Here is a 13,232-nt window from a genome sequence, read left to right on the forward strand (position 1 = left end):
TAAAAGCTGCATTCATATCCGTCTGCCCGAAGCAACAGTCCCTTTGCCCAGTCTGGCGTTATCGCCATCTGCTGACAGATCTCATCCAGCTTTATATCTTTCGGGCATTCGATGATCATTTCATCGTGAATATGACCGACAATGAAGTATTGCGATAGTGTCTGCATGGAATAGAAGAGCAGATCCCGTGCGGTTGCCTGAACAATGTTTTCGACCAGCTTGCCGGAGTAAGTTTCCAAGCGTTCCCACTTCTTCTGATTGCCGATTCCCATATAGGTAACGGACTCACCGCCGAAGCGATTTTCACCGATGCGTGGCTTGACATATGCCAACCGTCTGCCAGACAGCAGCTTGATAAACAGAAAACCAGATTCATAAGAGAAGTGAATGCCGTGGGTCTCTGTTTCGGTTTTATCCCGCACAGCTTTGATGGCAGCATTTTCTACGTCCCACCACAATTGTACAATGTGTGGAGAAGCAGTTCGCCAGTCCGTCACAATTTGCTTCAGTTCTGCATCGGACATTTCCGATCCGCCCATGGCTTTCATTGCTCCGACCGAGCCGCCGTAGCCGCAGTTGTGGACAAGTTTTCCCGATACGGTAAAACGATGATGTCTTCCGGCATTTTGTATGTCATAAAGTCGAGCCGTGCGGCTATGAGTCTCCAGCATTTTCTTTTCTCCGCAACGGCATTTTCGGCATCCTGAATAATTTCTTCTCGTGTCATCCCGCTGGATAATTTTCGAATAGTGGTACTGTACGCATAAGGCCAGTAACTTTGGACGAATTGTGTTAAGACGGTCGTCCGCTTGTTCAAATTGTTTTCTGTATGAGTAACAAACCTGAGATTTTCCGGAGCATAGTTTCCATTGTCGTCGATCCTGTCGATTTCCATTGCCTGTTCTGGTATGCCAAACTTGTTTATCAGATACAAACCTGCCGCTGTCACAGAAGGAAAATCGAACCGAATCCCTCTTGCACCGTAATTGGAATATCCTGCATCTTTTGGGTTTTCGCAGCGTTGCTTTGCTGCGGTTAGTCTTTTTTCGAGCCAGAGCGGAATTTTTCTGGGCTGAGAACATCTCTGACAACCATTTGATTTTCCTGATGTAAGGTTGGAAAGTAGCGTCCACTGCTTCGAGTTGCATCCGGTGCATTCGGTCAACACATAGCAACGGTTCCATGTTTTGCTCCAGCGTTTTTCCGCACTGATAATTTTCACCCAGCCGTATTGATTTCCCACCATCTCCGGTTTGTACGAGATGTGAGCCGCAGGAGGCGGCGATTCCAAACTGTATCGGCCGTGATTGCCCTTCGATCCATACGAGATGATCTGGGGTTGCTGTAAGTCCTTCATAAGTAATCACCTCACGTTTGCCCTTGTAAATGACACCTTCATGGTGTACCCATTGTTCTCCATCCCACAAGAGGTCATCTGTAGTCACTTTCTCAATCGGAATCAGCCCATGATCGGTAAGCACCAATTGTCCTTCTGCGATGCAAGCCAATTCTGCGACCTTGCCTTTCTGCCGAAGATGCCCGTTGATGCCATGCTTGACTACTGGCACACCGAAAATCTTAGATGCTGATGCACAGTAGATGTCCTTGCCCTCTGCGAACGCCTGCATTCGCCACGTTTCACCGGCAAGCCACGCAATCACTCTTGCTTCAATCGCCGAGAAATCTGCCACGAGGAATTTGTAGCCGGGCTTTGGCACGAACGCCGTCCGAATCAGCTGTGAGAGCGTGTCCGGAACATCTTCATACAGCAGTTCTACCGCCTCTAAATCACCAGACTTCACAAGCTTCCGTGCATCTTCCAAATCGGGAAGATGATTCTGTGGCAGGTTTTGCAGCTGAATGATACGACCAGCCTCGCGCCCCGTACGGTTCGCTCCGTAGAACTGAAACATTCCTCTTGCACGACCATCCGAGCAGACGGCGTTCTGCATAGCCTGATATTTTTTGACCGAGGATTTTGATACTTGTTGTCGCAGTAACAACACGGTTCGCAAGTCCGGCGAAGCGTTTTTCAGCTGTTCCTGTACTTCTTTTTTGCCCAACGATTCTAACTCCAGTCCGTGTTCTGCCAGCCATTGTTTCATTTGCTGAACAGAGTTCGGATTGTCCAAGTCGGTCAGATCTTTCAGTTGATGCAGCAGCTTGTCTTTCGTGAGCGAGTCCATGCGGATTGCCTGTTGCACCAACTGTAAATCCAGTTGTACTCCTCGATCGTTGATGGACTGGTCAAGATCGTACTCTCGCCAGACAAATTCCGGCACAGGAAACCGAGCAATTTTTTGTTCAATCGCTTGTTCCGTCTCCACATCCCGTTGGTTGTATGCCTGAAAGACGTTCCATTTCTCCGGAGCATCGGCAGGGGCATGAAACACCGGAATGCCGTTTACATGATCATACGGTACGCAGAAATAGCGAATTAGGGCTTTGCCATCGGACATTTTTTGTTGCTGTAACTGTAGAACTGCTCCCACGCTGGCAAGGCTCAGCGGCAAGCCCAGATAGGCAGCTGCCACCATCGTACACCGCCATGCTTTCGGGCTGAGATAGTTGCCGCAGGCATCCTCTGGTGAGCCGTAGGAGACGAAATGTTCTGGGTAGTTTCGCCGCAGCCAGACCGACAGGCATACCCGTTCAAAGCTGGCGTTGAAGGCGTGCTTCTGGATGCGGTCATCGGTTAGGGCATTTAGGATTTCTTCTGGCAGCCGCTCGCCGCAGGCAAGGTCAACCACTTGCACCGGGGCATCGTCTACGGAGTACGCAAAAAGCAGAATATCAAAATACGGGGAATCCGCATAGCGGTAAACCCCGGCTTTTGTAATATCCACATCACTTTTTGTTTCTAAGTCAATCATCAATTTTTGCATTGTTACACCTATTACCCACCCGAACGGATACTCCGTCAGTCGCCCACCCGACATTTTTGCTTACTTGTGATTCTTGAAACGATCAATCAGTGCAGCAACGAAAATTGCTGCCCAACAAAACATTGAAATGCACCAAAAAACCGCAATAACAACGGAAAGAATTGCCCCATTTTTCTCACCATCCTTATTACTAAATTGCCATTTTAGTTAATCAAGGAAATCGTCACTTTCAAGAGCATCGAAATCATCAGCAGCATTGGTACGTCCACTAAGCGGTTCACCATCTCGTACCTTCTGAATATTACCCAAACCGCAGGCAATGCCCTTATTTCCGTTGCTGTTAAACGCATAGAATGTTACCGCAACTCTTGCATAGCAGCCACTGTAGACTTCATTCTGATCGAGAATCGGCTGTACCTGCTGGTCAACGATCTGCGGAGGAGTGGTGCTATTTGCATTGACAAAATAGCAGTCTTTGTACACTTCATCCTCCGGGCGTTCCGCATCGCCATCTCTCAGCGGCAGCTTCAGAGCAGCCTTACTCGGCTTCTTTCCTCCGAACTTTCCAATGCCATCTTCAATGGCAGCATCAATTGCAGTCTGAATTTTTGCAAGAGTTGCCTTATCAGACTTCGGAATCAGCAAGGAAACACTATACTTTGCGGCACCACCTTTGATGGATTTCGGTTCCCAGATGTTTGCGTAACTCAAACGCACAGTTCCTGTAATCACTTTTGTTTTTCTTTCGTTTGCCATTTATTTTTCCTCCTGTATTGTTTCAAAATCTTTTTCTGCGGAATTCCAAACCGGACGCTTGTCCGAAATTGGTACAAGTGCAGGCTTACCCGGCGGTTTGTATGTGAAATTCCCAAGAATTTCATCGAACTTTTTCTTTCCGCCAAGCAGCTTTGTCATTGCGGTAATTCCCAGCAGTTCCGGTTCGTTGTACGGATTTTTCCCATAAGCCTTGACTTTTTCAATGACCTTTGCCTCATCGGTATACTTTCGATTCGACCGACCTTCCACAACTTTGTACCCATTCCACTGTTTGCCGGAAATTGCTCGCTGCAAAGCATATTCCTTGATATCGGATGCCCATGAAACCAATTGATCAGCTTTTTCCAATACTGCCTCGATTTCAGTATCCACCAGCATTTCCGGGGGAGCGAAGTCATACTGTGCCAGCTGAAGATTGTATTCTGCACGTTTTCGGCAAGTTGCCTTCACTTTACAAAACCGACAGTGTTCACCAGCACAGAAATCTCCCTCGCCTTTGGATGCAAGTTCTGCTTTCGTTTTCAATTCTGTTTCTGCCCAATGCAACAGTTCAGAAATAGGCATAACGCATTCACTAACGCTCTGGATTCTCGGCTGAAAAATCACCATCCGGATTTCTGCAATGTCATAAAGGGCATCAAATAGCTGCAATGCACCCAGAGCATACAGCATCATCTGCGAGTTGTGATCAGCAGATACTGCTACGCCCTTACCATACTTAAAGTCAATGACAGTCAGGACATCATCTGCAACAATCACACAGTCGCCCGTGCCAAAACCGCTGGGAACATATCGGCTGAAATCCAAACGCTGTTCCACTAAAACAATCGGTTCTTGCAGATTTGCCAGCTGTTCGGCGATGTATTGGGCGTAGCTGTCCGTACAGTCCTCCATTTCTGCATCGTAGAAGTCTAAGTTCTCCGTGGGATTAGATGCCGGATTGCCAAGCAGTTTTTGCACTTTGTACTCTGCCAACTCGTGAGCACACGTGCCTTCACGAGCATAATCAGTGACTTTATCCGGTAAAACCGCACAAAGCTGTGCGGAGGGCGGACACGCCAGCCAACGAGCACTGGATGAAGCAGAAAGCACTGCGTGTAAACGGCTTGCATGATCGTTAAGTTTCAATCTGCTTCGCCTCCTCTAACAAGGACGCATATTCTTCGGGAGAAACACCAGACAGCTTTGATGCCCCGTGTTTCTGAAGCAGTGCCTTTACTGAATCTGTAAAACCAGAACGTGACTTTTCTGCCAGTACCGCTCGAATCTCAGAAATAGAAACTGTCGGCGTATCTTTCACAGACACCGGCTTCTGTACAGCCTCCGTATTGCCTTCTTCCGGCGGATATACCTGCTCAAATGTCTGTACTTCCCGTTCTGTCATGGTTTCCGCCATAGTTTCCAATTTGTCTGCCAACTGACGGATCACATGAATCACATCCAGTAATGTTGTAGGTTCTTTACTCATTTTCTTTGACCTTCTTTCTTAGCATTTTTGATGGGATTTAGAAACACGCCATCATGCACCACCTCCTTCCATAAATGCAGTCGAAAAAATCAGCATAAAATCGAACCCTATCAGTAGAAAAATCAAAATTTTTTCTTGATTTGGGCTTTGATTTTCGCCATGCGATGCCGAATTGCCGTTTCCGATACGCCTTCTTCTCTTGCTACCTGTGTCATAGGGTTTCCTTCCACGACCACTCTGCGATAGGTATCCTGCTGCTTCAGCGTAAGACTGGACACAACCTCATGCAAACGCTGGATTTCCAAAGATTCCACTTCAGTATCGACAGGTTTTGCACAATGTTCTTTCACCTTTCGCTGTTTCAGATTACGATACACCTCACGGTCATCCAACTTGTGCAAAAAGTCGATGATCTCAGTGCTTACACCCTGTTCTCCCGGATGCAGCACAGCGACTGTTCCATCTGCAAAGCGATAGATATAAACGGATCTGGCTGCTGTTCTTGTTTTACGAAATTTCATATACATGACTCCTTTCTGATTGATAGAAGTCAGCTTGCAAAAAAACTCAAGTGAAGTCAAGTATATGAAACAAAAATAGCCGAACAGCATATAAAACAGTCGTCTCATATACTATCCGGCTATTTGGTAGTCAAATCACTCCGTTGCTCGGTATATTATCTATCTCTTATCAGCCATGCACATCTCGGATCTGCAGGAAACTTTCACGATATTCCGGCAGTTTGGGCATTTCAGTTCAATAATCACTGGAATTTTAGGTAGCACAGAAATATCAAAGGCACGTTTCCCACATCTCGGACACTTCATCTTATACACCTGCTCACACCTCCAATATCAGTTCACTGTATGGCAGTGATTCTGCCCACTTGCAAAATTCATGCCACTCATCAAGTTTATGATTTTTTCTTGCTTGGCAGGCATTTCGCAGCACTTCATAGTTCAACACTACAGTTCTTCGCTGATTATAACTTTCCGGAAGCATCTGAATCATCTGCCACCAGTAAATCTTCTTTTTGGTTTCCAAATACTTTTCTCGTGCTTTATTGAGGGCTTTAATTGTGTACATAAAATCTTTGAGAAACTCTGTTCCTTCCTCGGTGCCATTAAACAGATATTCGCATGAAAAATCGTTCAATACAAATTCCTTTTCAGCAATTTTGTGCATTGTAGAGCAGGAATCGGTAACCGTTCCGATTTTGTACGTGTCAAATTGTTTCCACCAATAGAAAGGTGCGATTATATCACAACTCACTGTAATCATTCGCATAAATTTCCGATGATCAGTTCCTGCTCGGACTAATTTTTGCATTAAGGTCAAATCATTATCGCCAATGCAAAACGGATTCTTGCCAAGATTAGTCCAAGCCCACCCACAATGAGAGCAACCAGAATTGTTACATTTGGCTGTTATGGGTTCTTTGCAATAACAACTGTCTGATTTTTCCCACGAATTTTTCGGATTTCGCATTCCACGGATGGCTGCTTCCCAGCCGTATACTTCCGTATTTTCGATTTTTATCATGTCAATCCCTCCATAAATGCCGCCATAACCGCCTTTGCCACTGCATCCGCTGTTTCATCAAATTGAATCAAACACCGCTTAAACAATTCAGTCTTGAAAGATGCCATTGTGCGATCATCCATTGCACCTTTTTCCCGCAGTTCCAAAAGTTGCTCGTTCGTAAGCATTGACCATAGCAGTTCTAATGTTTCATCGCTCATTTCCAATTACTCCTTTTCGTATTCTAATTCAATCAGCCGCTTTATCGCTGCTAAAGCTGTGTCAATTGCCGCAACATCAAGGCGAAAAGCGTTATCTTCTTCGTCTTCAAAATCAGCTGCAAAGCCCTCACGGTCGCAACGTAAGTCTTCCAGCTGTCCGACTGCATTTATCAATTTTTCAATGGACAGCTGATCTTTGGCTTCCAAATCACCTTCGTAGCCAACTGAACTTCCATCTTCGCAAATTGCAACCGCTGTTACATCATGCTTAACAGCAACTGCAGCAACAGTCATGTGGATTTCTTCCGATTCGGTGCATTTGGTTCCGATAAATGACATTGATACCGCATCTGCATATTTGTCATCAATCTCAACAATCAGCTTTTTCATGATTTCCCTCCTGTTTTATTTCCATTAGTTTTTCCATGTACCACTTTCTTCAGATTTTTGCAGCGTTTTATAAAATCAGCTCTTTAGCTTAAGCACTTCAATTCTTTTTCGACCTCATACGAACTTTTGTAAGGGCGATTTTCTCTTGTCCACCTGTCTGAATCATAATAACAAGTTTCCAGTCTATCTTCATAAGCATAGTGCTTGACATAAATCAACGTCCAGTGATTTCCACATATCCACTGGTCAACTTCATATGTCAGATAATCCCACACATATTCGTCTTTTCGGGCGTTTTCAACACTTCCCTGAAAAATTTCTACACACTGGTCATAAGCATTTCTTGCATAAATGAGGACTTGTCCGTAGTATGAGGTATTAGCCAACATCTCATGAAGAATCATCTTTCTTTTACCTCCTGATTTAACTCCATCAATTTTCCCATGTACCACTCCGCCTTTTCTATATCTTCCGGTCCATTTTTCCGACTTGCGCGAAAACGGTATTTATATACGTTGCACATACAGAAATGGCGAACAGCATCCACGCCAAACAATGCGACCATCTCATCAATGCACTCGTACTTTCCTTGATAGTGAAATGGATGATTCACATTATCCGGCATCGGATGAAGCCCGATTCTTTCCTTACACATTTTCTCATTCACCGCCTTTCGCTTCTTTCCGGCAGAAGCCAGAGCATCGCAATCCATTATCGATTATCTGTATTGTTTTCTGCCCCGTATTCTCGCAAACAATGCCACCCTGTTTCTGCGTAATAACCGCAGCAGGTGTCCGGATGACTCTTGTGTTTTTGGACTGGTTTGCATATTTGCAGTTTACACAATCGTTCATTCTGCCTGTCCCCATTCAAAAATTTCTCCAGTTGGTTTCTCATTGCCCCACCGCAATTTTCCATCCCGTGTTGCAAACCAGATATTTTCTTTCGGAATCATTCCGAAAATCCCGTACAACGCTTTTTCAATCTCACTTGCATTGTTAAAGTCACGAAATACATTCAACTTTGTCGGACGATCTCCGGTTCGATCTGTCAAATGATGCTCTTCGCAAACCTGCAAAAAGGCATCAGTGTTGGAACTGTTCGTCTGTACCCATACGTCACCGGAAATAAACTTGTCCCAATCAAAAGCAGTTTCCGGTGCAGAACCCATACAATCAAGCAGCCGTTCCAAAGCCAATTTTGCACCAAAGGCAAAATTAAAAGCATCCTCCGGACAGCACCTTGCAATGCTTGCGTTTACTTTCTTGCCGTTAACATACTGTGTAGCCGTCACTGCGTTCCCATTTTGCAAAATGACAACCTTTGTTTCTTTTTCAATCTTCATTATTTTTGCTCCTTTCATTGATTGGAAGGGAATCTCTCACGCTTATCCAGCCCAATCTTCTATTCCTCCATCTATGCCATACTTTTTTCGCAAATCATTGCAGTACCTTTTCAAATCGATAGCATTCATCGTCAATGCAGCGTAGTACGGCGTAAGAATTTCACGCTCAATCGACCGAATTCTACCGATAGATTCCGGACTTCCGTCATACTTTTCCAATGCTCTCCGATAAGCAGAGAACTCACTCCTCAGAATTTCCGCAGCCAAGCGAACATATCCATCGTCCACGGAACCACAGCTTTCCTTTTGGTCACTGCTGACGGGAGTTTCAATTCTCTCACGTTTTAGTTTCTCACGATACTGTTTTTGGTAGGAAAGCACCTCTTTCCGTCTCTGCTGGTATCGTTCTTTGCTACGTTCAGATCTGCAAGCTGCACAAACACGATGAATTTTTCTCCGTTCACCAGTTTGTTTGCTGCGGTCAACAAACTCCCAGAGTGGTTTTTCTGCACCGCATTGTCTACAGATTCTATTCATGTTGTAACCGCCTTTCTGCCATTACAGCAGTTCCTTATCCAAATCAATACCATACTTTTCTTGCAAGTATGTAAGACAGTCTAGCGTAGAATACTGATGGTTCAAAATCCCGACCCCGTCCATTAGCTTAAAATGGTCTTTTACGCCATCCAAAACAGACCGCAGTCGCTTTTCTCCAAATCCGAACTCTTTATTGAGTTCCACCATACAAACGGACATAAACTGGGGAAGAACATCTTGAATTACCGATTCATAAATCTGATCTTTCTTTTTCTGATATTCTTCCTCAACCCTTTGACGGATTTTGCTTTCTCCGATTGTGATAAGCCTTGCTTTCATTGTCCTTACGCTCCTGTTCCATTCTGCCAAGTTCCCGGTTCAGCTTATAGTCAATCATACTGTTCAGTGCATCACCGTAGCCATCTCGGACAAGGTAAATGCGGATTTGTTCCAAGGTAATCAGCAAATCGCCGGTTTCCTCCACGAGATGATTCATTTGCAACGAATTTCCAGGATACCGTTTGATTTTCTGAGCTGCTTGAATGAACTCTGCTGCCTCCTCAACAGTCTGCTCCAGCTGCCTTTCAAAAGTTCTGGCATCTGTTATTTTTGCAATTACGTGCATCTGTTCCGTTGTCATTTTTATTCATTCCTTTCGTCATTCCCTGTTTTATCAAAGGTTCAGTAAAGTCCGCTAAGGGTCTCTAAGAATTCTCGGTTTTCCGATAGCCATTCACTGGCTCGTTCTGGATTTCGATATTTGTGGTGTTGCTGACCTTGATTTTTTGCTTTCTGAATATCCTGCTGACACCATCGAAACAGTGTTGCATAATGATTGCGATAGTGCTTTCCAGTCGATGCCATGTAGCTGGATAAGCTGCTGATTGTCTGCGGCAATTGTGTTCCATACAGTTCTGACAGTCGAGCATATTCGTTCTCTGTCAGCTGAACATTCTGAAAATCACCGAATGTTTGCTTTTCCGAGCGTGCGTCCCCCTCACATAATTCAAAACCTATTGATTCTCTTGTAGTATTATACGGTCTGTTTTTTTGACTAGGGGCATTCCTCTTTTTTGGCTGAGGGCATTTCGTTTTTTTGACCGGCTGGGTAAATTTTTTAGGCCTTTCAGCCTTTGTTTCAACATTCTTTCCACAGCCGCTTTCCGCTTTTTGTGGAGAAACACGCTGTTCGATTGCGGTTAAATTTACCCGATAATGATTTCGTAAACCACCGTCATCATCCCTTGTCTGACGTTTCAAAATATACCCCAGTTTTTCAAGCTTGTTCAGGGCATTCAAAACCGTCTGCTTGGTGCATCCAGTCGTTTCAGCAAGGTAGGCAAGACTGCCGGAGCACTCATTTTCACCGTTTTCGGAAAAGCCATAGATCACTGCGTACAGCTGTAAAGTTGTCCCTTTCAGCTTTAGCCGGTTAATCATCCAGCCGTAAACGGTATAGTAATTTCCGTCTTTCATCTTTCTTCATCCACCTTTCTGATTTGGAGTAATTCCACTCGTTCCTCATTCAGCAACTCATGAAACCGTTCACGAGCATCCTTTTCATTTTCTGCGAGTACCGTATAGATTCGCTCTACTCCCATGTCCGAAAGATAGCAGCAAAATTCATACTTTTCTGTAGCCCGCACAATAACCCTTTTGTTGTTCTCCATAGTGATTCACTCCTAACCATTTATTTTACTTTTCAAGATGAAAAGTAAGTTGGATGTCGCTGATACGCTCAACGACTCAGAAGCGTGTTGCAATCGCTATCTGCAACGGGAAGCATGATTTTCCAGTCATGAAAACGTGCAGCCACCAATGCACGGTTTTAAAGTCAGCCGACACCGTTGCTTTACATCCACGGTCTACGGATTGCTGGCAGGCTTGGGTCGGGATACGCTCCCGACGGGCGTTGTTAGGTAATCACCTATGGCATTCGGGGAGGGTTAAACCCCGTGGGATGCAGTTCCATTTTCTTTTGGGAGGATACTGCTCAAAGCCTCCATTCGATTCTTGTAAACGATAATTGGACTGCCATCGGCATCTGCTTTCGCATATTCCACCTTTGTTGTAAGTACGCACTGTGACTGGCAAACGCTCTTTTGGCAAGTCACATTTTTACTGGGGTCGCACAAGTATAACGCACTTTCTTTCTGATGCTCTTTCATGGTTTCAATCTCCCTAACTACAATCTTTTAACGATTACTGCCTAAAATTTAACGATTGCTCTTAAATTTTAACGATTGCTTTTTAGCAATCGTGGCTGGAAAATAAAAAATGCCTGTCCACGCAACGAACTGAATCGTTACGTGAACAGGCATTTGTCAAAAACCAGCGTATTTTCGGCACTTTTTCTGTTTGGATATAAAAAAAGCACTTAACCTTTTGTATCAAAGGTTAAGTGCAGTTATGGTGGAGGCGACGAGAATTGAACTCGTGTCCGAAAACAAATCCACACAACTTTCTACGAGCGTAGTTTATCTACATTGATTCCCTTTCAAAACCGCCGGTAAACAGGCTGCTAAGAAAGGTAGTTCAAATCCGATCCTGCGGTGTGAACAGGCCGCCGGAACGTTCACCACTGCAATGATGCCGCAGCGTAGGCCGTGGTACTCCTACGGGCGACAGTAGCTGACTTAGGCAGCTACCTGCAGGCTCTTGTTAAAGCTTACAGAAAAGTTCTTTTTAGCGTTTAATTTTAAACGTGCCGCTGTTTAAAGAGATGCGACAATCTCTGCTCGCTTATCATGCTTCATCGTCCCCGTCGAAACCGTTACGCCCCCATTCTGCCAATCTTTACTGGTTGTGTTCCTTTACTGCACGGCGAATTTGCCGCTGGGCATCTTGTTTTGCAGCCGTCTGCCGCTTATCATACAGTTTTTTACCCTTACAGAGTCCCACCTGTACTTTCACGCGGGAATCCTTAAAATACAGCGAAAGCGGCACCAATGTCAAACCGTCCTGCTTCACCTTGCCGAACATACGGTTGATCTCCTGACGATGCATCAGTAATTTCCGCACCCGCATAGGGTCTGTCCGGAACAGTCCGTCTTTCTCATAGGGTGTGATATGCATGCCCTTGATAAACAATTCTCCGTCAGAAATATCGCACCAAGCATCTTTCAGATTCACATGCCCCTGCCGGATAGACTTGACCTCGTTCCCCTGCAAAGAAATTCCTGCTTCATAGCGTTCCAGAATGAAATATTCATGCCGTGCCTGCCGGTTTTCGCAAATCTGCTTTGTTCCTTTCGTCTGCATGATATGACACTCCTTCCGCAAATGATGATGTTTTCATTATAGCATAATTCTATCTATATGTCAAGCTTTTTTGAAAAAATCTTTGCAAGTCCATTCATTTCTGGCTCGGTATGAAAACCGCATAGTCATCCCGATACCAATACTCCGGTCCGCCGGAAAATTGCAGCATTGCACACTTCGAAATGACTTGCTTCAGATACTCGATTTCATTTTTAGCAGTATGATCCGAGATCACTTTCAGGATATTCACGGAACACCCGTCTGCCCAGCCGCTGTATTGCAAAAAGATATACACCGGTTTCTCGTTCATGACAAGCACATACTCCCGAATCTGAGGATTTCGAATGTGCGGCACTACCATTCTTCCATATTCTTCTGCCAGTGCATTGCGAAATTTTTGATTTTGTTCCCAATCTTCCAGACGAACATTGATCCAATAAACCTGTTTCGCTCTATCGCCATGCACAGTACAACAATCCAGATGCAAAGGAAATCCCTCATAACTGGTAAGCTCCAGCGACTGTAATCGACGCAGCGTGTCATCATCGATATAGAGAAACCGCAACGCACAGGGCAAAAAACGAGAACTCTTATGTTCTTCATCATTGGTATCAGGAAAATCCGATCGTTTCATAGCGATACCTCCCATTTTCGTTTCCATATCATTTCATAAGGCAATACCGCATCAGTTTCTTCACCATTCTCATCTTCCCCTATGCACGGAACAGCTCCGAACCCCTCATATACTCTGCCGTCATTGCAAATCACGCTGACACGATGCCCCTCAATAAGATCAATTTTAGGCAATACCGCACAAAGAGCGTCTG

Annotated in this window: 20 protein-coding genes and 1 other RNA gene; all 21 read right to left on the reverse strand. The window is 44.9% G+C overall.

What is annotated here, in order from left to right; translation table 11 throughout:
* The coding region (locus RUMCAL_RS08650) for a DNA polymerase (protein WP_040647667.1) at window positions 1–2,885 on the reverse strand (2,885 nt) is incomplete at its 3' end.
* A gap of 207 nt (window positions 2,886–3,092) precedes the next feature.
* The gene (locus RUMCAL_RS08655) at window positions 3,093–3,641 is read right to left on the reverse strand and encodes a DUF2815 family protein (protein ID WP_021682375.1); all 549 of its coding nucleotides are present in this window, start codon (window positions 3,639–3,641) and stop codon (window positions 3,093–3,095) included.
* Window positions 3,642–4,790, reverse strand: coding sequence for a DUF2800 domain-containing protein (locus RUMCAL_RS08660; RefSeq protein ID WP_051343769.1), 1,149 nt, complete (start codon window positions 4,788–4,790; stop codon window positions 3,642–3,644). It abuts the gene before it with no gap.
* Window positions 4,780–5,130 carry a prevent-host-death family protein gene (locus RUMCAL_RS08665; protein ID WP_021682377.1) on the reverse strand — a complete coding sequence of 117 codons (351 nt, stop codon included), beginning with the start codon at window positions 5,128–5,130 and terminating at the stop codon, window positions 4,780–4,782. The genes RUMCAL_RS08660 and RUMCAL_RS08665 overlap by 11 nt, the downstream gene beginning before the upstream one ends.
* 122 nt (window positions 5,131–5,252) lie before the next feature.
* A complete protein-coding gene (locus tag RUMCAL_RS08670) occupies window positions 5,253–5,759 on the reverse strand; it encodes an RNA polymerase sigma factor (RefSeq protein ID WP_207636452.1) in 507 nt (168 codons plus the stop codon).
* Between the two features lie 211 nt (window positions 5,760–5,970).
* Window positions 5,971–6,672 (reverse strand): hypothetical protein, encoded by a 702-nt coding sequence (locus tag RUMCAL_RS08675; RefSeq protein ID WP_021682380.1) that lies wholly within the window; start codon window positions 6,670–6,672, stop codon window positions 5,971–5,973.
* Entirely contained in the window at window positions 6,669–6,872 is a 204-nt protein-coding gene (locus tag RUMCAL_RS08680) for a hypothetical protein (RefSeq protein WP_021682381.1), read from the reverse strand. The genes RUMCAL_RS08675 and RUMCAL_RS08680 overlap by 4 nt, the downstream gene beginning before the upstream one ends.
* A gap of 6 nt (window positions 6,873–6,878) precedes the next feature.
* Entirely contained in the window at window positions 6,879–7,262 is a 384-nt protein-coding gene (locus RUMCAL_RS08685) for a hypothetical protein (RefSeq protein WP_021682382.1), read from the reverse strand.
* Between the two features lie 83 nt (window positions 7,263–7,345).
* Window positions 7,346–7,666: a hypothetical protein gene (locus tag RUMCAL_RS08690; protein ID WP_021682383.1), complete on the reverse strand. Its 321-nt coding sequence runs from the start codon at window positions 7,664–7,666 to the stop codon at window positions 7,346–7,348.
* A complete protein-coding gene (locus RUMCAL_RS08695; RefSeq protein ID WP_242823502.1) occupies window positions 7,663–7,929 on the reverse strand; it encodes a DUF3310 domain-containing protein in 267 nt (88 codons plus the stop codon). Before RUMCAL_RS08695 ends, RUMCAL_RS08690 begins: the two co-directional genes overlap by 4 nt.
* A gap of 183 nt (window positions 7,930–8,112) precedes the next feature.
* Window positions 8,113–8,607: a hypothetical protein gene (locus RUMCAL_RS08700; protein ID WP_040647671.1), complete on the reverse strand. Its 495-nt coding sequence runs from the start codon at window positions 8,605–8,607 to the stop codon at window positions 8,113–8,115.
* A gap of 42 nt (window positions 8,608–8,649) precedes the next feature.
* Window positions 8,650–9,144 (reverse strand): hypothetical protein, encoded by a 495-nt coding sequence (locus RUMCAL_RS15540; protein ID WP_021682387.1) that lies wholly within the window; start codon window positions 9,142–9,144, stop codon window positions 8,650–8,652.
* Between the two features lie 21 nt (window positions 9,145–9,165).
* On the reverse strand, window positions 9,166–9,483 hold the full coding sequence (locus RUMCAL_RS08710) for a hypothetical protein (RefSeq protein ID WP_040647675.1): 318 nt from the start codon (window positions 9,481–9,483) through the stop codon (window positions 9,166–9,168).
* Window positions 9,431–9,784: a nucleoside triphosphate pyrophosphohydrolase family protein gene (locus RUMCAL_RS08715; RefSeq protein ID WP_021682389.1), complete on the reverse strand. Its 354-nt coding sequence runs from the start codon at window positions 9,782–9,784 to the stop codon at window positions 9,431–9,433. The genes RUMCAL_RS08710 and RUMCAL_RS08715 overlap by 53 nt, the downstream gene beginning before the upstream one ends.
* Before the next feature lie 41 nt (window positions 9,785–9,825).
* Window positions 9,826–10,620, reverse strand: coding sequence for a helix-turn-helix domain-containing protein (locus RUMCAL_RS08720; RefSeq protein WP_021682390.1), 795 nt, complete (start codon window positions 10,618–10,620; stop codon window positions 9,826–9,828).
* Complete coding sequence (locus RUMCAL_RS08725; RefSeq protein WP_021682391.1) at window positions 10,617–10,814, reverse strand: hypothetical protein; 198 nt, start codon at window positions 10,812–10,814, stop codon at window positions 10,617–10,619. Before RUMCAL_RS08725 ends, RUMCAL_RS08720 begins: the two co-directional genes overlap by 4 nt.
* 276 nt (window positions 10,815–11,090) lie before the next feature.
* Window positions 11,091–11,312 carry a hypothetical protein gene (locus RUMCAL_RS08730; protein ID WP_021682392.1) on the reverse strand — a complete coding sequence of 74 codons (222 nt, stop codon included), beginning with the start codon at window positions 11,310–11,312 and terminating at the stop codon, window positions 11,091–11,093.
* Between the two features lie 242 nt (window positions 11,313–11,554).
* Window positions 11,555–11,927: a transfer-messenger RNA gene (gene ssrA / locus RUMCAL_RS15080) on the reverse strand.
* Window positions 11,928–11,940: 13 nt separating this feature from the next.
* Entirely contained in the window at window positions 11,941–12,405 is a 465-nt protein-coding gene (gene smpB / locus RUMCAL_RS08735) for an SsrA-binding protein SmpB (RefSeq protein WP_021682393.1), read from the reverse strand.
* 94 nt (window positions 12,406–12,499) lie between these two features.
* Window positions 12,500–13,039: a hypothetical protein gene (locus RUMCAL_RS08740; protein ID WP_021682394.1), complete on the reverse strand. Its 540-nt coding sequence runs from the start codon at window positions 13,037–13,039 to the stop codon at window positions 12,500–12,502.
* On the reverse strand, window positions 13,036–13,232 hold a 197-nt coding region (locus tag RUMCAL_RS16265; protein WP_021682395.1), incomplete at its 5' end, for a hypothetical protein. The genes RUMCAL_RS16265 and RUMCAL_RS08740, both read right to left, overlap by 4 nt.

This window comes from Ruminococcus callidus ATCC 27760 (genome assembly GCF_000468015.1).
Taxonomy (GTDB): Bacteria; Bacillota; Clostridia; order Oscillospirales; family Ruminococcaceae; genus Ruminococcus_C; species Ruminococcus_C callidus.

Excerpts from the sequence above, each read along its gene's own strand:
- RUMCAL_RS08655 (WP_021682375.1), bottom strand. The coding sequence starts at position 3,641 with ATGGCAAACGAAAGAAAAACAAAAGTGATTACAGGAACTGTGCGTTTG.
- RUMCAL_RS08665 (WP_021682377.1), bottom strand. The coding sequence starts at position 5,130 with ATGAGTAAAGAACCTACAACATTACTGGATGTGATTCATGTGATCCGT.
- RUMCAL_RS08670 (WP_207636452.1), bottom strand. The coding sequence starts at position 5,759 with ATGAGACGACTGTTTTATATGCTGTTCGGCTATTTTTGTTTCATATAC.
- RUMCAL_RS08675 (WP_021682380.1), bottom strand. The coding sequence starts at position 6,672 with ATGATAAAAATCGAAAATACGGAAGTATACGGCTGGGAAGCAGCCATC.
- RUMCAL_RS08680 (WP_021682381.1), bottom strand. The coding sequence starts at position 6,872 with ATGAGCGATGAAACATTAGAACTGCTATGGTCAATGCTTACGAACGAG.
- RUMCAL_RS08685 (WP_021682382.1), bottom strand. The coding sequence starts at position 7,262 with ATGAAAAAGCTGATTGTTGAGATTGATGACAAATATGCAGATGCGGTA.
- RUMCAL_RS08690 (WP_021682383.1), bottom strand. The coding sequence starts at position 7,666 with ATGATTCTTCATGAGATGTTGGCTAATACCTCATACTACGGACAAGTC.
- RUMCAL_RS08700 (WP_040647671.1), bottom strand. The coding sequence starts at position 8,607 with ATGAAGATTGAAAAAGAAACAAAGGTTGTCATTTTGCAAAATGGGAAC.
- RUMCAL_RS15540 (WP_021682387.1), bottom strand. The coding sequence starts at position 9,144 with ATGAATAGAATCTGTAGACAATGCGGTGCAGAAAAACCACTCTGGGAG.
- RUMCAL_RS08710 (WP_040647675.1), bottom strand. The coding sequence starts at position 9,483 with ATGAAAGCAAGGCTTATCACAATCGGAGAAAGCAAAATCCGTCAAAGG.
- RUMCAL_RS08715 (WP_021682389.1), bottom strand. The coding sequence starts at position 9,784 with ATGACAACGGAACAGATGCACGTAATTGCAAAAATAACAGATGCCAGA.
- RUMCAL_RS08720 (WP_021682390.1), bottom strand. The coding sequence starts at position 10,620 with ATGAAAGACGGAAATTACTATACCGTTTACGGCTGGATGATTAACCGG.
- RUMCAL_RS08725 (WP_021682391.1), bottom strand. The coding sequence starts at position 10,814 with ATGGAGAACAACAAAAGGGTTATTGTGCGGGCTACAGAAAAGTATGAA.
- RUMCAL_RS08730 (WP_021682392.1), bottom strand. The coding sequence starts at position 11,312 with ATGAAAGAGCATCAGAAAGAAAGTGCGTTATACTTGTGCGACCCCAGT.
- smpB (WP_021682393.1), bottom strand. The coding sequence starts at position 12,405 with ATGCAGACGAAAGGAACAAAGCAGATTTGCGAAAACCGGCAGGCACGG.
- RUMCAL_RS08740 (WP_021682394.1), bottom strand. The coding sequence starts at position 13,039 with ATGAAACGATCGGATTTTCCTGATACCAATGATGAAGAACATAAGAGT.